A 15733-nucleotide genomic window follows, 5' to 3' on the forward strand; every position below is an offset into this window, starting at 1 on the left:
ATTCCGTCAGTCGACCCGTTCGAGGGCGGCCATCGAGGTCACGTCCAGCAGCAGGCCGTCCTGCCCCGAGAGGACGCCGCGCGCCCGCAAGCGTTTACCGGCCAGCCCGCCCGCGGTCCAGCCGGCGTCCTGCAAGGCGCGCCAGAGGGTCTTCGACAGCACGATCGAGGCGGCCTCCCCACGCCGGCGCGAAAAATTCAGATAGGTCCGCTGCGCCCGTTCGCCGACGGAGGCGACACGACCTTCGATGACGACGATGCGTCCCTGATGCGCCCTGAGCGCGGCGAGATCATGGCTGTCGAGAACGGATTCGCCGGCAATGGCCGGCGACGAGGCTGTCGCCGCCATCGGCGCCACGGGGCGCGGGGCCGCCGCGCGCGCGGTCCGCATCGGGGCGGCTGCGCCGCAGCGGGCGGGCCGCGCCTCCGGCAGGGCGAGCGCCGCCCCCTCCGCGATCAGGCGCTCGGCGAGACTGCTCGGCTCCTGCCCCTCCGCGCGCGCGAACAGGCGCGCCGGCAGCCGCCCCCAGCGATCGGGCGGACCGAGCAGCACCAGCGCCAGATCCTGCCCGCGCCAGCCCAAAAGCCCGGCGGCGAAGCGCGCGGCCTCCGCCTCGTCCTGCCGCGGCGCCAGGCCGACCAGCCGCAGGCGGCGCCCATCCACCAGCACCGGATCACCCGCCGCATCGACCCCCGACAGCCGCACCAGCGGGCTGTCGGGGGCGAGGACGGCGCAGGCATCGGCGGCAAAAGCCGCTCCCGCCGGGAATGGCCCGGCGGCGACGAGCGCGAGCAACAGGGCAAGAAACGGCTTCAAACGCATGCCGATTATGCTACACGGTTCTCCGCGCGTCCCGGTAGCTCAGCAGGATAGAGCAACGGTTTCCTAAACCGTAGGTCAGGGGTTCGAATCCCTTCCGGGACGCCATTTCAGAACACATAATGACGCCGATCTGCTCATCGCATGGAGGTAATGTCAGCCGCCTGCGAGCCCGGTTGAGATCTTGGTCAGCGACGCCGTCCCAAACTGTTCGCGGGGCATCTCACAGGCGGAGCAATTGGAAAGCGATTCTGCTGAGCTCACGCGATTTGCCCACTGAGTTCCGGCCAGTTCGGCTCATGCGGGGCTGAAAATTTTTGTTGCCGCAGCTGACCGAAACACTGTCGGGCGCCTTGTTTTTCCCAGCGTGGAAGGCCATAAGCCCCAGCCGCGGCCAAATTTCCGCCGCAAGAGCAGACCGCGGGCGATGCATTTCAATTCTCTGAATTACATCTTCATCTTTCTGCCGCTGGTCGTGGCCGGCTGGGCGCTGTTGCGCACGACAGCCTATGGCAACCTGTTTATCGCCCTGGTCAGCCTGTATTTCTATGCTTCGGCCGAGCTTTGGTACCTTCTTCCGCTCTTCGCGACGGCGCTGCTGGATTATTGGATCGGCCAGAAGGTCCATGATGCCAAAGACCGCGCCTGGGCCAAGCGGATGGTCGTCATCAGCATCGTCGCGAACCTCGCACTGCTGGCGGTGTTCAAGTACACGACTTGGCTGACGACCTCCCTCTCGGGCCTGCTTGCGCCGCTGGGGCTGACGATCCCGATCATCTTGATCGTTCTGCCGCCCGCGATCTCGTTTTATACATTCCAGTCGATGAGCTATACGATCGACATCTACCGGAAGGAGTTCCACCCCTACCGGAACGTTGTCGATTACATCTCCTTCGTCACCTTCTTCCCGCATCTGGTCGCGGGCCCGATCATGAGGGCGCGCGACCTGTTGCCGCAGCTGGCGCGATCGAGACCCCTGCCCAGTGCGCAGACCGTCTCTCTGGCACTCTTCATGATCCTGTTCGGCCTGTTCCAGAAGACGGTTTTCGCCGACAATGCCGGCGGGTTGGTCGAGACCGTGGTGCAGATGATGGGGCCGGGCGCGAAGACGCCGCTCCCCCCGGGCATCGGCCTGATCTTCGCCTATGGCTTTGCGATCCAGATCTACTGCGACTTCGCCGCCTATTCGACCATCGCGCGCGGCTCGGCGAAGCTGCTCAATGTCGAGTTGATGCGCAACTTCCTGACGCCCTATTTCTCGACGAACCCGTCCGAGTTCTGGCGGCGCTGGCACATCTCGCTGTCGACCTGGCTTCGCGACTACCTCTATGTGCCGCTCGGCGGCAACCGTGGCGCGTCTTGGTTCGTCATGCGGAACCTCATGCTCACGATGCTGCTCGGCGGGCTTTGGCACGGCGCCGGGATTCTCTTCATTCTCTGGGGCGCCTGGCACGGCCTCCTGCTGATCCTGTACCGGCTGGTGCCGATCGACCAGTGGCTGGCCCGGTTCGGCTTCGCGGGCAAGGCTCTGGCCGCCTTCATCTTCTTCCATCTGGTCTGCATCGGCTGGATCTTCTTCAGGGCGACGCCGGAACAGATCGGCCCGATCTGGTCCTCGATCCTTGCCACGCCCTCGATCATCCCGGATCTGCTGCAGCGCTATGAGCAGTACATGCCCGCCTCCGGCGCGGGCTATGGCGCCTGGAGCGCCTTCATCGGCGGCGTGCTCCGGGGGCTTGTGTCGGAAAATTGGTACCTGATCGTCTTCGGATGGGGGCTCGTGCTGTTTGCAGCTCCCGTGCTTGTGTTCGACTACCTCGGGCGTCGTCGCAACGAGGAGTTTCCCGATCTCTTCCTGAGAATGAATACGGTCACGCGTGCCGTTCTCGCGCTGGTGTTCCTCTACGGAATCATCTTCTTCGCCCGGAGGCAGGCTGGTGAATTCATCTATTTCGCATTTTAGCTGGGTCGGGCTGGCGGTCGCCGGATTCGTTGCCATCGAGGCGACGATCTCCTGGTGGGCGCCGCGACCCGAGCATCAGCGCAGCAATTTTCTGGAGTACGCCTTCGCCAAGACCGAGAGCGTGCAGCGCGCCTTTGTGATGGAAAAGGTCAGCCGTTTCGACGATGCGCGTCCCGACATTATCCAGGTCGGCGACAGTTCGGGCCTGCATGCCGTACAGTCACCGATCGTCGAATCCTATCTCGGCGGGCGCAGCTTTCTCAATCTCAGCGTCGCGTCCAATCTCGGATACCCCGGTTACTACGCCCTGGCGCGCCGCATCATGGAGCGGAGCGGCAGCGTCAAGGTGCTGGTGCTGTACTTCACGCCGGGCGGCGGAGCACCGCGTGAGGCCCTGCTGAACGCCAAGGACATCATGGGGCCCGATCTCCAGAGGGAATTCGCCAGCCCCTTCAACCGGCTTTTCCATGTGCCCTCTCTCGGCCTGAGGAAGGAGGTCACCGACAGTGTCTTCTATCTGAACGGCCGGCTGAACCAGACCGATCGCCCCCTGGTCAGCAACCCTGGCTATCTCATGTTGCGCGACATCATCGGGCCGAGCGGCGGCTGGGCCCGCGAGACAGATATCCCAGACGATCACATAAACGGGCTCTTCCAGATGGTCCGTCGCAACTCTCCGCCCTTGGCCGGCTACAGCGACGATGAACTCGCGCAATACTACGGAACGGTGGCGGGCGTCGCTGGGGTTCCCAGCATGTTCGACTGGAAGAAGCTGTCCCGGCGGACTTACATCGAGGTCGTGCTGGACCAGTATCTCGCTTTGGCCCGTGAGCACGGTGCGCGCCTGGTGGTTGCCACCAATCCTATGCCACAAGCGTTCCAGAGAGAGGTCTTCCAGAAGACCTTTGATACGAGGGGCGTGGCACGCGAGCTGGCTGCCTATGCGGCGCGCCACGCCGATGTCTCGATCCTCAACATCGACTATTGGCCTGACGATCAATTCTCGGTCTTTTCGCATGTCGGGACGCCTTATGCCGTCGCAAGCTCGAAGCGTGTCGGCGAGCATCTTGCCGGCCTGATCGGCCAGCTGCCTCCCGTTGCTGCGCCGGTGCAGCCGTTTCGGAATGCCGGGCCTGTCAGCCTCGAAATGGCCGCTTCGCCCACAGTCTATGGGTTTTCAGATTCGGAGAAGGTCGGATCGCGTGTGATCCGGCGAATCCGTCCAGGACGATTCGAGGCCCTCGCCTTTGCCAGGAGCGACAGCGAGAAGCCGCAGGAATTGCGAATCGCAACCGCGAATGCCGCCGACGATCCCGTGTTGAAGACTCTGGGTGTGGCCATCTATGGGGTGAAGGCGACGCGGCTGCCCGACATCACGGAGGGCGACAGGCACTGGGTACGGTTCGCACTGCCGGAGTCGGAGACGCGGCGCTACAATGGGTGGCTGGAAATCCTCCTGTCGACGCGCGGGGCGGCGACATGGCAAGGCGACGCGCTCCATGCGGACGCCACGGGGCCCACGCTCATGATCGAGCGGATCGAGATCGGGCCGCCAGCGGCGCCGCTGCAGAACTAACCGGGCGGCTTCGATCTCGGCTGAGACGAACACGAAGGGCGTCTTCGAGAATTCATCTTCCGTGGTGACCTGGCTTAGCTCAAGGCGTGCCGCAGAGCGGACCGCGTCTCCTTGGGAAAGCGCGCGCACAGGTCTTGATCGGTAGCGTCTTCCGGCCATTCGACCTTCACCTTGTGAAGCGGCTGCCCTTCCAGCTCACGAGGCCCGTCGAACGCATATCTCGCAGTGTCCGATGACGTGTGCGAGCGAGAAACCGAGCGCATCCGCGAGTTCGCTCCTGCGCCAGCGGAAAGGAAAAGCGGCCTTCCTGCGCCAGGCCGGCTCAGCGAGGCTCCGTGCCAAGCGCCGTCTCACCGGCAACGGGCGGGGCATCGGCACCGCGACGCCACCGGCTCTCCAGCTTCTGCAGCACGACGAAGAGCGACGGCACGACCACGACGGTCAGCAGGGTCGAGCCGATCATGCCGGTCAGCGTGGCGAAGCCGATCGAGCGCTGCGCATTGGCGCCGGCCCCGCTCGCCAGCACCAGCGGCACCAGCCCGAGGATGAAGGCGAGCGAGGTCATCACGATCGGCCGCAGGCGCAGCCGCGCCGCCTCGACCGCCGCCTCCGCCAGCGGCCGTCCCTGCTTGAGATGCAGGTCGCGGGCGAAGCCGACGATCAGGATTGCATTCTTGGCCGAGAGCGCGATCAGCAGCACGAGCCCGATCTGGGTGTAGAGATTGCTGGAGAGTCCGAGCGCCAGCATCGCGCCCGCCGTCCCCAGAAGCGCCAGCGGCACGGAGAGGATGATGCCGAGCGGCGCGATCCAGCTCTCGTACTGGCCGGCGAGCACGAGATAGACCAGGAGCAGGCTCAAGCCGTAGACGAGGAAGACCTGCCCGGCCAGCTCCTTCTCCTGATAGGAGAGCCCCGCCCATTCATAGCCCGTGCCGGGCGGCAGCGTCTGGCGCGCGATCTCGGCGAGGATGTCGAGCCCCTCGCCCGAGCTGACGTCGCGGTTGGGCGCGCCGATCAGCGTCGCCGCCGGGTAGAGATTGTGGAAGCTGATCAGGGACGGACCGATGCCGGGGCGGATGTCGGCGATGGCGCCGAGCGGCACCATCTCGCCGCTCTTGGCCCGCAGCTTCAGTGTCCGCAGCCCCTCGGCCTCCATGCGTGCCTCCGCCTGGGCCTGGACAAAGACCTGGAAGACGCGGCCGCCCTTGCTGAACTGGCCGACATAGGCCGAGCCGACATAGGCGCCGAGTGCATCGGTCGCGGCGCCGAAGGAGATCCCCAGCGCCTCGGCCTTGGTGCGGTCGATCGCCAGTTCCACCTGCGGCGCCTGGGCGCTGAAGGTGTTGCGCGCAGCCTGGAAGCGGTTCTGCGCGCGGGCCCGCTCGGCGATCGCGTCGGCGAGGCGCTGCAGCTTGGCGTAGTCGAAGCTGCCGTCGCGCAGCTCGACCTTCATGGTGAAGCCCGAGGCATTGCCGATGCCCTGGATCGGCGGCGGCGGCAGCACCAGCGCCGATCCATCCTCGAGATCGGCCATCGCCCGGTTGAGCGCGCCGTAGAGGCCGAGCAGATCCTCGCCCTTCCGGCGCGCCTTCCAGTCGGTCAGCATCACATAGGCGACGCCGGCATTGGCGAGGCTGGCATTGTCGTTGAGGGCCGAGAGGCCGGCGATCGCGATCACCTTGTCGACGCCCGGCACGGCGCGCGCCCGCCTGGTGACCTCGTCGAGCGCCGCCGTCGTGCGCGACAGCGAGGCCCCGTCCGGCAGTTGCACCGAGACCAGCATGTAGCCCTGGTCCTCGACCGGCAGGAAGGAGGTCGGGATGCGGCTCAGCGCGTAGACGGAGGCCCCGACGAGCAGCAGCGTCACCGTGAAAACCACCCCGCTGCGCGCGACCAACCGGCGCACCAGCCCGACATAGGCCCGCTCGCAGGCGCCGTAGCCGCGCTCGAACATCCGGTAGATCCAGGCGCGCTGCGCGACGGGCTTGGGCGCCCGCAGCCAGAGCGCGCATTGCGCGGGCTTCAGCGTGACCGCGTTGACGGCGCTGATCAGCGCGGTGGCGGCGATCACCAGGGCGAATTGCTGGTAGATCTCGCCGCTCAGCCCCGGCAGGAAGGCGGCCGGCAGGAACACCGCCATCAAGACGAGCGTGATGCCCATGATCGGGCCGATCAGCTCCTCCATTGCCCGCACCGTCGCGTCATGCGGGCTCAGGCCCCGTTCCATGTGATGGGCGGCGCCCTCGACCACGACGATGGCGTCGTCGACGACGATGCCGATGGCCAGCACGACCGCCAGCAGCGTCGAGATGTTGACGGTGAAGCCGAGCGCCGCCATCGCCGCGAAGGCGCCGATGATCGTCACCGGCACCGTGGTGGCTGGCACCAGCGTCGCGCGCCAGTCCTGCAGGAAGATCAGGATCACCAGCAACACCAGCACCGCCGCCTCGACCAGCGTCTTGTAGACCGCGCCCAGCGAAGCTTCGACGAAGCGCGTCGTGTCGAAGGGCACGCTCCAGCCCATCCCCTCGGGAAAGCGCGCCGAGAGCGCGGTCATCCGCGTCTGCACGAGCTTCGCCACCTCGAGCGCATTCGCCTCCGGCAGCTGGAAGATGGCGAGCCCGGCCGAGGGCTGGCCGTTGAGGCGGAAATCCTGGCCATAGGCCTGGGCGCCGAGCTCGACGCGGGCGACGTCGCGCAGGCGGGTGATGCGGTTGCCGTCGGCCCGCACGATGATCGCCTCGAAGGCCTCGACCTCGTCGAGCCGGCCGGGCGTCAGCAGCGTCGTCTGGAAAGCCTGGTCGCCGGCTGTCGGAGCCATGCCGAGCTGGCCGGAGGCGACCGAGCGGTTCTGCTGGTTGACGGCATTGACGATGTCGGAGGGCAGCAGCCCGCGCAGCTGCATCTTCTGCGGATCGAGCCAGATCCGCATCGCATATTGCCCGGCGCCGAAGACGTTCACGGCGCCGACACCCGGCAGCCGCGCGATCTCGTCGAGCAGGTTCAGCGTCGCGAAATTCGACAGGAACAGGCTGTCATGCCCGGCCCGGTCGGAGGTGAGCGCGACGATCTGGAGGATCGCGGTCGAGCGCTTGTTGGTCTGCACTCCTTGCGTCTGGACGACGGAGGGCAGCTGCGGCAGCGCCGCGGCGACGCGGTTCTGCACCAGGATCTGCGCCTTGTCGGCATCCGTGCCGATCGCGAAGGTCACGGTCAGCGTGTAGAGGCCGTCGCTGGTGCTGGTCGAGGACATGTAGATCATGCCTTCGACGCCGTTGACCTTCTGCTCGATCGGCAGCGCGACCTCGCGGGCGATCACGGCGGCACTGGCGCCGGGATAGCGCGCCGTGACCTGCACCGTCGGCGGCACGACATTGGGATATTGCGCGACCGGCAGCCGCAGCAGCGCCACCAGCCCGAGAATGACGATCAGGACCGCGATGACATTGGCCAGGACCGGCCGCTCGATGAAGAACTTGGCCATCAGCGCGCGGCCTTCGCGACATCGGTGACGGGGCGCACCCGGCTGCCGGGGATGGCGTTCTGCATCAGGCCGACGACGACGCGGTCGCCCGCCGAGAGCCCGGCGCGGATGACCCTCAGACCGCCCTCGCTCGCCTCGCCGATTTCGACCGGACGCTGCTCGACCCGGTCCTGCCCGTTGACCACCAGCACATAGCGCCCGGTCTGGCTGGCACCGAGCGCCGCCTCCGGCACGAGCAGGGACGGCACGTCCTTCTGCAGCGGCAGCCGCACCCTGACATAGAGCCCCGGCAGCAGCACGCCCTTGGGGTTCGGCACGGAGGCCCGGACCGCCAGCGTGCCGCTGCCCATGTCGAGTTCGGGCGCGACATAGTCGAGCTGGCCGAGATGCGGATAGCCGGCATCGGTGTCGAGCCCGATCTCGACCGGAATGCTGCCGAGCCCGGCCAGCGTCAGGCCGCGCTGGCGCATCGCCTCGCGAATCCGCAGCACGGTCTGCTCATCGAGCGAGAAGCGCACCTTGATCGGGTCGCTCTGGACGATCGAGGCCAGCAGCGTCGGCCCGCCGACGCCGACCAGCGCTCCCTGGTCGACGAGATGGGCCGAGACGATGCCGTCGAAGGGTGCCTTGACCTCCGTATAGGCGAGGTTGAGCTGCGCCTGCGCCACCTGGGCGGCCGCCTGCTCGCGCGCGGCGGCGGTCGAATCGCGCCGGCTGAGCGCACTGTCGAGCGCGGCCTCCGAGGCGGCCTGGCGCTGGGCGAGCTGCTTCTGGCGGGCGAGATCAGCCTCGGCCTGGACCAGCAGCGCCTTTTGCTGGGCCTCGGCAGCCTCGGCCAGTTGCAGGTTCAGCCGGTAATTGTCCGGCTCGATCACGAAGAGCACGTCGCCCTGCTTCGCGGCGGCGCCGTCGCTGTAGCGAATCTCGCTCAGCGTGCCCGAGACCCGCGCCACGAGGTCGACCCGCTTCGCCGCTGCCGTCTGGCCCGTGAGCTCAAGATAGCGCGTCACCGGCCGCGACACCGGCGGCGCCACGCGAACCTCGGCCGGGGGCGGCGCGGAGGCGGCCGGCTTGTCGTTGCAGGCGGCCAGCGTGGCGGCGAGGCCGAGCAGCACGGGCACAGCCGTCAGCCGTGAGGAGACGAGCGAGGCGATCATCGTGATCCTCCCAGGGGTGGGCCGGGAATGAGGGCGTCGCCCAGCAGCGTCACGGAGCGGCCGAAGGTCTCGATGCGCTCGTTCAGGGACGATCTCTCCTGCCGGGCAGACCCCGCACCCTGGGAGATCGCCCGCCCGATCGCGGCAATGGTCGTGCCGTCCCCGAAGGCCTTGTTGTGGTTGCGGCCGAGGCCGCCGGCGACCTGCGACAGATCATGCGCCTCGATGCCGAGCGCGCGGAACTGGCTGAGATCGGTGTTGGCGCCCGCCCGGATCTTGCCGCCGAACAGCCGCCGCGACAGGTCGAGCGCATAGTCGTCGCGCGACGCGTAGAGCACGATGCGGGCGGTCAGCGGCCGCAGCCGCGCGATCTGGGTGCGGAACACGTCCATGTCGATGTCGGGCGCCGCCAGCACGATCGTGCCGAGACGCCCCAGCGTCTTCTGGTCGCCCGCGATCGAGAGCTGCCGCAGCGTCTCCATCGTCAGCCAGTTGCCCATCGAATGGGCGAAGATGTCGATGCCCTCGATCCCCGGGTCGCGCGCCAGCCGCGCCAGCAGATCGGCCATCGCGTCCCGGCTGAAATTGGCGGAGTCCTTGTCGTAGCCGTAATCCCTGACCTCGCCCCGCGAGGGCCAGCTGAACAGGATCGGCAGGCCGCCATAGCCGGTGTCGTCGACGATCTGGGCGAGGCGCACGACCGCCTCGTCGAATTGCGTGTTGTAGCCATGGGTGAAGACCAGCGCCCGGCGCCGCGTCTTCAGCTCGGCCCGGGCAAGCCCGGCGAACTGGGTCGCGTCGAGCTCGCGCGCTTCGACGAGCGCGATATGCTTGTCGGGGTCGGGACTGTCCGCATCGGTCGGAACCGAACCCGGCGCTCGTCCTTTCGGCAGCGACAGGGTGAGGCTGGCATAGCGCGCCGCGTCGCCGCGCTCGCCCGAGAAGAGATGGCCCGGCGGATCGAGAGCCGGGCCCCGCGTCGTCACCGCCAGCACGGTGCGGGTCTTCGCCTCGGCCGGCGGCTTCGCCACCGGCACCAGCAGCCCGCGGCCGGGGCCGGCGCAGCCGCCCGCCGCCAGCGCCAGCCACGCGGCTCCCATCAGGGCGATCCGGCCCAGCCCGCTTCGCATCGGCAATCCCCCTGCCGCTCCCGTCCCCACGCCGCCGGCCGCGCCGGTACGGGCGATCAGCCGCCGCGCGCCTCGACGACCTTGCGGCAGTCGCTTGAGAGCTTCGCCTTGTTGTCCTTCAGGCAGGCGTTCATCGGCTGCGGCTGGCCGATGAAGGAGGCACAGAGTTTCTGCGCGTCCGGGCGGCAGGCCATCTGTTCGGCGCGCGTCGGGCCCGACTGGGCACCGGCGAAGGAGGTGCCCGCGACCAGGAGGGCGCAGGCGAGCAACAGCGATGTCTTCATGGGTCGATCCTCTCGGATGGCAGTCGCCCCCGCGGTCGCACGACCGGAGAGCCCACGGACCATGGCGCGATGCGCCTCCCCCGCCCATGCCATGTTCATGGGGAGCGCTTTCATGGGGAGCCCTCACGCGGCGGCCTGGGGCAGGGCGTCCACCACGGGCACGGCACTCGAGAGGGCGTCCGTGGCGACGGTCACGCTGCGGCGGATACCGGGAATGGCGAGTTCGTCGATCGCCTCCTCGACCAGTCGCTGGATCAGCGCCCGGCCGCGCTCGGCGCTCGCGGCACCGATGTTGAAGGCCAACACCAGCGAGGCGCTCTCGCCCTCCGCGGGCTCGTTGAGCTTCGCCGCGATGTCGCCGACGATCGCCTGGCGGATTGGCGGCTCGCTGCGCAGGGCAGCGGCGGCCTGGCGCGTGAACAGCATGATGTCGTTGCGGTCCGGCGCGCGGTCGAGCGCCACGGTGACGCTCAGGCGCACCAGCTTGCGGCTGTGATTGGTGACCGCCCCGAGTTCGCCGAGTGGGATGGTGTGAAGCCGACCGTCTTCCTCGCGCAGGCGGATGCTGCGCAGGTTGATCTCTTCGACGAGGCCGCGTCGGGTGCCGACCTCGACCGACTCGCCGATCCGGAAGACGTCGTCGACGATGTGGAACACCCCTGAGACGATGTCCTTGACCAGGGCCTGCGAGCCGAAGCTGATCGCCAGGCCGACGATTCCGGCACCGGCCATCAGCGGGGTGATGTCGACGCCGAGCGCCGAGAGTCCGACCAGCGAGAACACCACGCAGATCAGCGTGATCGTGGTCGCGCGCAGGATCGGCAACACCGTCGAGAGCCGGGCCAGGCGCGCATCCCGCTCCTGCGCCGTGCCGGCGGCTTCCGTCGGCGTCAGCGCCGCCTCGGTCCAGACATGCACGAGGGCGGCGCAGGCGGCTCCCAGCACGAAAACGATCGAGGCGAAGTTCAGCCGATAGCCGAGCATCTGTGCGCCATCGGCCGGGAGCCAGCCGAAGGCCCCGACCAGCCAGAATTCGAGGCCGATCCGCAGGATCATCACCGCCGCGAGGCTGTCGATGACCACGCGCAGCACGAAGAGCTGCCGCATCTCGGCCGGCTGGCGCGAATCGCGGATGCTGACGGCCACCGCCCGGTCGAGCGCGAGCGCCAGCAGCAGCACCACGATCGTCCCCACGGCGCCGTGATAGAGCGCGAAGGCGCCACTCACCCAGCCCCAGAGCCAGAAGACGAGGGCCAGCCCGCTGAGCCCGATCGCCAGCAGCCTCGCCCCCGCAGCCATGCCGTGGCGCCCCAGCGACACGAACATCTGGACCGCGCCCGCCGTCAGCGCGGCGGCGACGAGGCCGGAGATCAGCTTGGCGGCCTCGTCGCTCAGGCCCGACCGCTGCGCCGAGGCGAGCAGGACCGCATGCAGATGAGCGATCGCGAACAGGATGGCGAAACGGCGCACCGCCTTGCGCGCGCCCGCATCATCGACCCGCGTCAGCCGGAAGCGCTTCATCGCCGGCTGGAAGAGGATGATCAGCAGCGTCAGCCCCATCAGCCAGCGCACCAGCGCGATCACCATGTCGCGCGGCAGCGCCTCGGAGCCCGGCAGGATGCCGAGACCCCGCACCAGCAGCACCCGTCCGGCCAGCGCCGCCGCCAACAGCGCGAGGATTTCGAGGCCGGCGAGACCTGCCATCCCGGCGAGCGCGCTTCGGGCCGAACCGGCCCGGAGGCGGGCCTGCGCCAGCCCGCTGCGCGTCGCGACATAGGCCAGCGCGACGACGAGGCAGACACCGAGCGTCACCGGCAGCGTCGTCGCCGACTCGGGCCAGCCGCGCTCGGCCACCGTCATCAGTTCGCCCGGCAGGCCGGGCAGGGCCGTCAGGGCCGTGACGACTTCGCGGTCGACGGTCTCGACGAGGCGCCGCATCGCATCGAGCGGCGCGATGCCGCTGCGGAGGGTTTCCGCCGCCGCCGCGGCGGCAGGCATGGCTGTTTCGCCCGGCATGATGTCCTCGCTCCGGCTCGCCGCATCTGCCAGTTCCGATACGTCAGGCCATCGCATCACGCCATCGCGGGCGGGGTCCCGCCACCCCATCTTCATGGGATACCGGCGGCGCGCAAAGAGCCCCAGATTGCAGCGACGTCGCGAAAGCGTGGCCGTCCGGCCAGGCCGCAGACGCGCAATGCAGGGAGCACCAGACGATGGTTCGCATTCCAGGGTTCACGCGCAACGGCCTCGGCCTGGCTGCGCTTTCCGCGCTGGCGGGCCTGACGCTGGGCGCCGCACCGGCCGAGGCGGTGGTCTATTGCAAGACGGTGGGCGTGCCGAAGGGCTGCATCGTCCGCCCGGCCCCGGTCGTGGTCGGCGCGCCGGTCGCACGAGCGGCGGTGGCGACACCCTATCGCGGGGTCGGAGCCGGCGCGCGCGGCGTCGGCGTGCGTCCCGGCACGCCGGCCAATCGCGGCGGCCCGGTCAACCGCGTCGGCCGCCGCTGAACGCGGCTCAACGGCCGGGCGCGTCGAGATCGGCGAAGCGGCCCGGAAGGTCGAGCGTCACGCGCGTCCCCTCCGGGCCCGAGACGATCGCCAGTTGCGCGCCGCAGCCTTCGGCGCGCCGGCGCATGTTGGCGAGGCCCCGCCCGGCCAAAGGCGGGGCGGCGCTGCCGGGCTGGGCGTCGAAGCCCCGGCCATCGTCCCGCACGCTGATGCGGCCGCGTTGACCGTCCGCCGCCGCGACGGTCTCGATGTCGACCATGATCGTGCCGGCACCGGCATGCTTGACCGCATTGGTCACCGCCTCGTCGAGCAGACGCAGCATCTGGATGACGTGGCCCGGACGCAGTTCGGGATGGACGGGCAGCCCCTGCGGCGTCAGCACGCGCCACGCCAGCTCGATGCGATGCGCCCGCAACTGGGCCGCGGTCCGCTCCCGCCAGGCCCCGAGCGCCAGCATCAGATCCCCGCCGATATCGTCCATGGCGTCGACCACCAGCCGCAGATCCTTCAGCGCGGCCCGCGCCGCCTCGCCGATCGGCGCGGCCTGCTGGCGTTCGCTCAGCGCGACGATGCTGACGAGCTGGCCGCCGAGCCCGTCATGCAGGTCGCGCATCAGCCGCGTCCGCTCGCCGGCCAGAGCCATCGCCCACGCCCGCTCCTCGTCCCGCGCCAGGGTCGCACGCAGCTTGTCCTCCGCTTCGCGCACGAGCGTGACCATCCGGCCGGCGAAGCTGTCGACCTGGTTCATGGCACGGGCAAAGCGCCAGGTCAGACCGATGCCGATCGCGATCACCATGGCCGAGTAGGACAGGCGCGAGAAGAACATCCGCCGGTCGGGCGCGATGTCGAGGATCGACAGGATGTCGCGCGCGAAGAAGAACAGCACGACCGTGACCGCGCTGCCGAGCATGAGGCTGGTCGCATCCCGGCGTTGCAGGAAGGCAAGCGCGACCACGACGGCGATCAGGACCAGGCAGCACGCCACCGTCGCCGGACCGAGCATCAGATAGGCCGTGCGAACCGGGCCGGGGCCGCCGAACAGCCCTGTCGCGGTGATGATCAGGCCGGGTACGAAGAGCAGCACGGCGATCCGTCGCAGCTTCATCCCGAGGAACAGGACGAAGAACAGCACCCCGAAAGCGCTCTCCAGCGGCGGCGAGGCGATCAGCACCGCGTTGAGCCCGGCATAGAGCGACTGGCCGCTCGGCGCCGAGATGAAGGTCTGCATCACGCCGATCGCCATCGAGGCGGCGAGCGCGCCATATTCCGGCTCGTGGCGTCGCATCAGCCACATCATGCCCAGGATGACCGCGAGGATGCTCTGCCAGGCGGCCAGCACAATCGGCAGCGTCACGAAGAGCAGGACGCGCTGGTCATGGGCCGGCCGCAGCATGGCGTCCGGACCGACATGGATGCGGTCGAGAAAGCCGGTGAGCGGCCCCCAGACGAAGAGCCTGACCGTCAGCTCGTTGCGCCCCTCCCGCAGCAGGGAGGACGGAACCACCACGATCTCGGGAGTGCTTCGGTCGGGCCGGTTCGCCGCCGGATTGCGGCGGCTGTCGAGAATCTCGACGCCGTTGACCGCGACCGCGACACCGTTGGTGAAGCGCGGCAGCAGCACCGACCAGGGCTCCTCCGGCAGGCCGGCAGGCCTGTCGAAGGCCAGCCCATAGCGGGGCGGAGCCGCCATCGTGAACCGGGCGCTGTGGTGATGCGGCAGGCTGACCATCACGCCCGGCGGCTCCAGCCACGCCTCGGTGAGCTGCCAGCGCGGCGGGGGCTCCGGCGTCGGCAGGGCCGCGAGCCCGAGACAGCCGACCACGACGAGCGCCTGCAGCGCGAGATAAAGCAGCAGCCGCAGCGCCAGCCCGGGGGTGCCAAGAGGCGCCACCGGGCGTGATTCCGGCTCGGCCGCCGCCGTGCTCACAGCCGGATCAGGCCCTGCTGCAGCGCCTCGAACACCGCTTCGCCGCGCGTGTTGACCTCGAGCTTGCGGTAGATGTTCTTGATGTGGCCGGGCACCGTCTGCCGCGACAGGCCGAGATGCCCGGCGATGTCGGCATAGCTGAAGCCCTTGGCGATGCCCCAGAGGATGTCGATCTCGCGAGGCGTCAGCCGCGCCGTGTTGAGCCCCTGCGGGGCCGGGGCCGCGGCGGGCTGCACCTGCGTGCGCCGCACGATGAAGCGCGCGATCGAGGCCGAGATCGGCGAATGGCCGGCGACGAGGTCGCGCACCGTCGCCGCGATGTCGGTCGGGAAGGCGTCCTTGAGGAGATAGCCGGTCGCACCCTGGCGGATCGCGGCGATGACGCTCTCCTCATCGCCGAGGATCGAGATCACCATGATCTCCGTCTCGGGATGGCGATGGCGCGTCTCCCGGATCAGGTCGAGGCCATGGCCGTCGGGGAGTTGCAGATCGGTCAGCAGCACACGGGGCACCGCCTCGCAGAGATGGGTCCGGGCCTCAGTGACGGTCGCAACAGCGGTGACGGCGAACTCTCCGGTCGCCCCCAGCGCGTCCTGGAGGCGCCAGCGCGTCGGCGCGTCATCCTCGACGAGCAGCACCTTGATCATGCGCCGCCTTGCTCCCCCGCCCCGGCTCGCAGGCCGCCGACCCGCGCCCTGGCCCGCCCCCGTCAGGGCTGTCGCATGCTAGCCGCTGTCGGCCGGCGGCGACAGCCCATGTTCATGGGGCACAGCTGCTCCCATCCGGAACGACGCGGCGAGGACCGGCCGTCCGGCCTGCATCTCGACGCAGATGGCCGAGTTCCGAAGACCCGGAGGATCGATGTGCCGAGCGCTTGGTCACGGCC

Annotated in this window: 11 protein-coding genes and 1 tRNA gene; 4 read left to right on the forward strand and 8 right to left on the reverse strand. The window is 68.9% G+C overall.

The genetic code is table 11. The annotated features are described in order from the left end of the window. Positions 1-6 precede the first annotated feature (6 nt). Positions 7-822 carry a hypothetical protein gene (locus BSY19_RS04320; protein WP_069053071.1) on the reverse strand — a complete coding sequence of 272 codons (816 nt, stop codon included), beginning with the start codon at positions 820-822 and terminating at the stop codon, positions 7-9. A gap of 28 nt (positions 823-850) precedes the next feature. Between BSY19_RS04320 and BSY19_RS04325 the strand changes: the two genes are divergently transcribed. The 3 genes from BSY19_RS04325 (at position 851) to BSY19_RS04335 (ending at position 4358) form a co-directional block, all read left to right on the forward strand. After that, positions 851-927: transfer RNA gene (locus tag BSY19_RS04325), tRNA-Arg, on the forward strand. Between the two features lie 319 nt (positions 928-1246). After that, the gene (locus BSY19_RS04330; RefSeq protein WP_069053072.1) at positions 1247-2782 is read left to right on the forward strand and encodes an MBOAT family O-acyltransferase; all 1536 of its coding nucleotides are present in this window, start codon (positions 1247-1249) and stop codon (positions 2780-2782) included. Beyond that, a complete protein-coding gene (locus BSY19_RS04335) occupies positions 2757-4358 on the forward strand; it encodes a hypothetical protein (protein WP_069053073.1) in 1602 nt (533 codons plus the stop codon). Before BSY19_RS04330 ends, BSY19_RS04335 begins: the two co-directional genes overlap by 26 nt. 322 nt (positions 4359-4680) lie before the next feature. Here the strand turns inward: BSY19_RS04335 and BSY19_RS04340 are convergent, their stop codons facing one another. The 5 genes from BSY19_RS04340 to BSY19_RS04360 form a co-directional block, all read right to left on the reverse strand. Continuing rightward, on the reverse strand, positions 4681-7845 hold the full coding sequence (locus tag BSY19_RS04340) for an efflux RND transporter permease subunit (protein WP_069053074.1): 3165 nt from the start codon (positions 7843-7845) through the stop codon (positions 4681-4683). Beyond that, the gene (locus BSY19_RS04345; RefSeq protein WP_069053075.1) at positions 7842-8999 is read right to left on the reverse strand and encodes an efflux RND transporter periplasmic adaptor subunit; all 1158 of its coding nucleotides are present in this window, start codon (positions 8997-8999) and stop codon (positions 7842-7844) included. The genes BSY19_RS04340 and BSY19_RS04345 overlap by 4 nt, the downstream gene beginning before the upstream one ends. Then, a complete protein-coding gene (locus tag BSY19_RS04350) occupies positions 8996-10129 on the reverse strand; it encodes an alpha/beta hydrolase (RefSeq protein ID WP_069053076.1) in 1134 nt (377 codons plus the stop codon). The genes BSY19_RS04345 and BSY19_RS04350 overlap by 4 nt, the downstream gene beginning before the upstream one ends. Positions 10130-10185: 56 nt before the next feature. Continuing rightward, positions 10186-10413, reverse strand: coding sequence for a hypothetical protein (locus BSY19_RS04355; protein ID WP_069053077.1), 228 nt, complete (start codon positions 10411-10413; stop codon positions 10186-10188). 123 nt (positions 10414-10536) lie between these two features. Further along, entirely contained in the window at positions 10537-12429 is a 1893-nt protein-coding gene (locus BSY19_RS04360; RefSeq protein ID WP_150129491.1) for a mechanosensitive ion channel family protein, read from the reverse strand. Positions 12430-12626: 197 nt separating this feature from the next. Between BSY19_RS04360 and BSY19_RS04365 the strand changes: the two genes are divergently transcribed. After that, the gene (locus tag BSY19_RS04365; RefSeq protein WP_069053079.1) at positions 12627-12920 is read left to right on the forward strand and encodes a hypothetical protein; all 294 of its coding nucleotides are present in this window, start codon (positions 12627-12629) and stop codon (positions 12918-12920) included. A gap of 7 nt (positions 12921-12927) precedes the next feature. On the opposite strand, the gene BSY19_RS04370 is transcribed toward BSY19_RS04365, so the two are convergent. Both BSY19_RS04370 and BSY19_RS04375 read right to left on the reverse strand, forming a co-directional pair. After that, complete coding sequence (locus BSY19_RS04370; RefSeq protein ID WP_069056852.1) at positions 12928-14811, reverse strand: sensor histidine kinase; 1884 nt, start codon at positions 14809-14811, stop codon at positions 12928-12930. 32 nt (positions 14812-14843) lie between these two features. Beyond that, positions 14844-15494 (reverse strand): response regulator, encoded by a 651-nt coding sequence (locus tag BSY19_RS04375; RefSeq protein WP_069053080.1) that lies wholly within the window; start codon positions 15492-15494, stop codon positions 14844-14846. Positions 15495-15733 lie beyond the last annotated feature (239 nt).

It is taken from the genome of Bosea sp. RAC05 (genome assembly GCF_001713455.1).
Classification (GTDB): Bacteria; Pseudomonadota; Alphaproteobacteria; order Rhizobiales; family Beijerinckiaceae; genus Allobosea.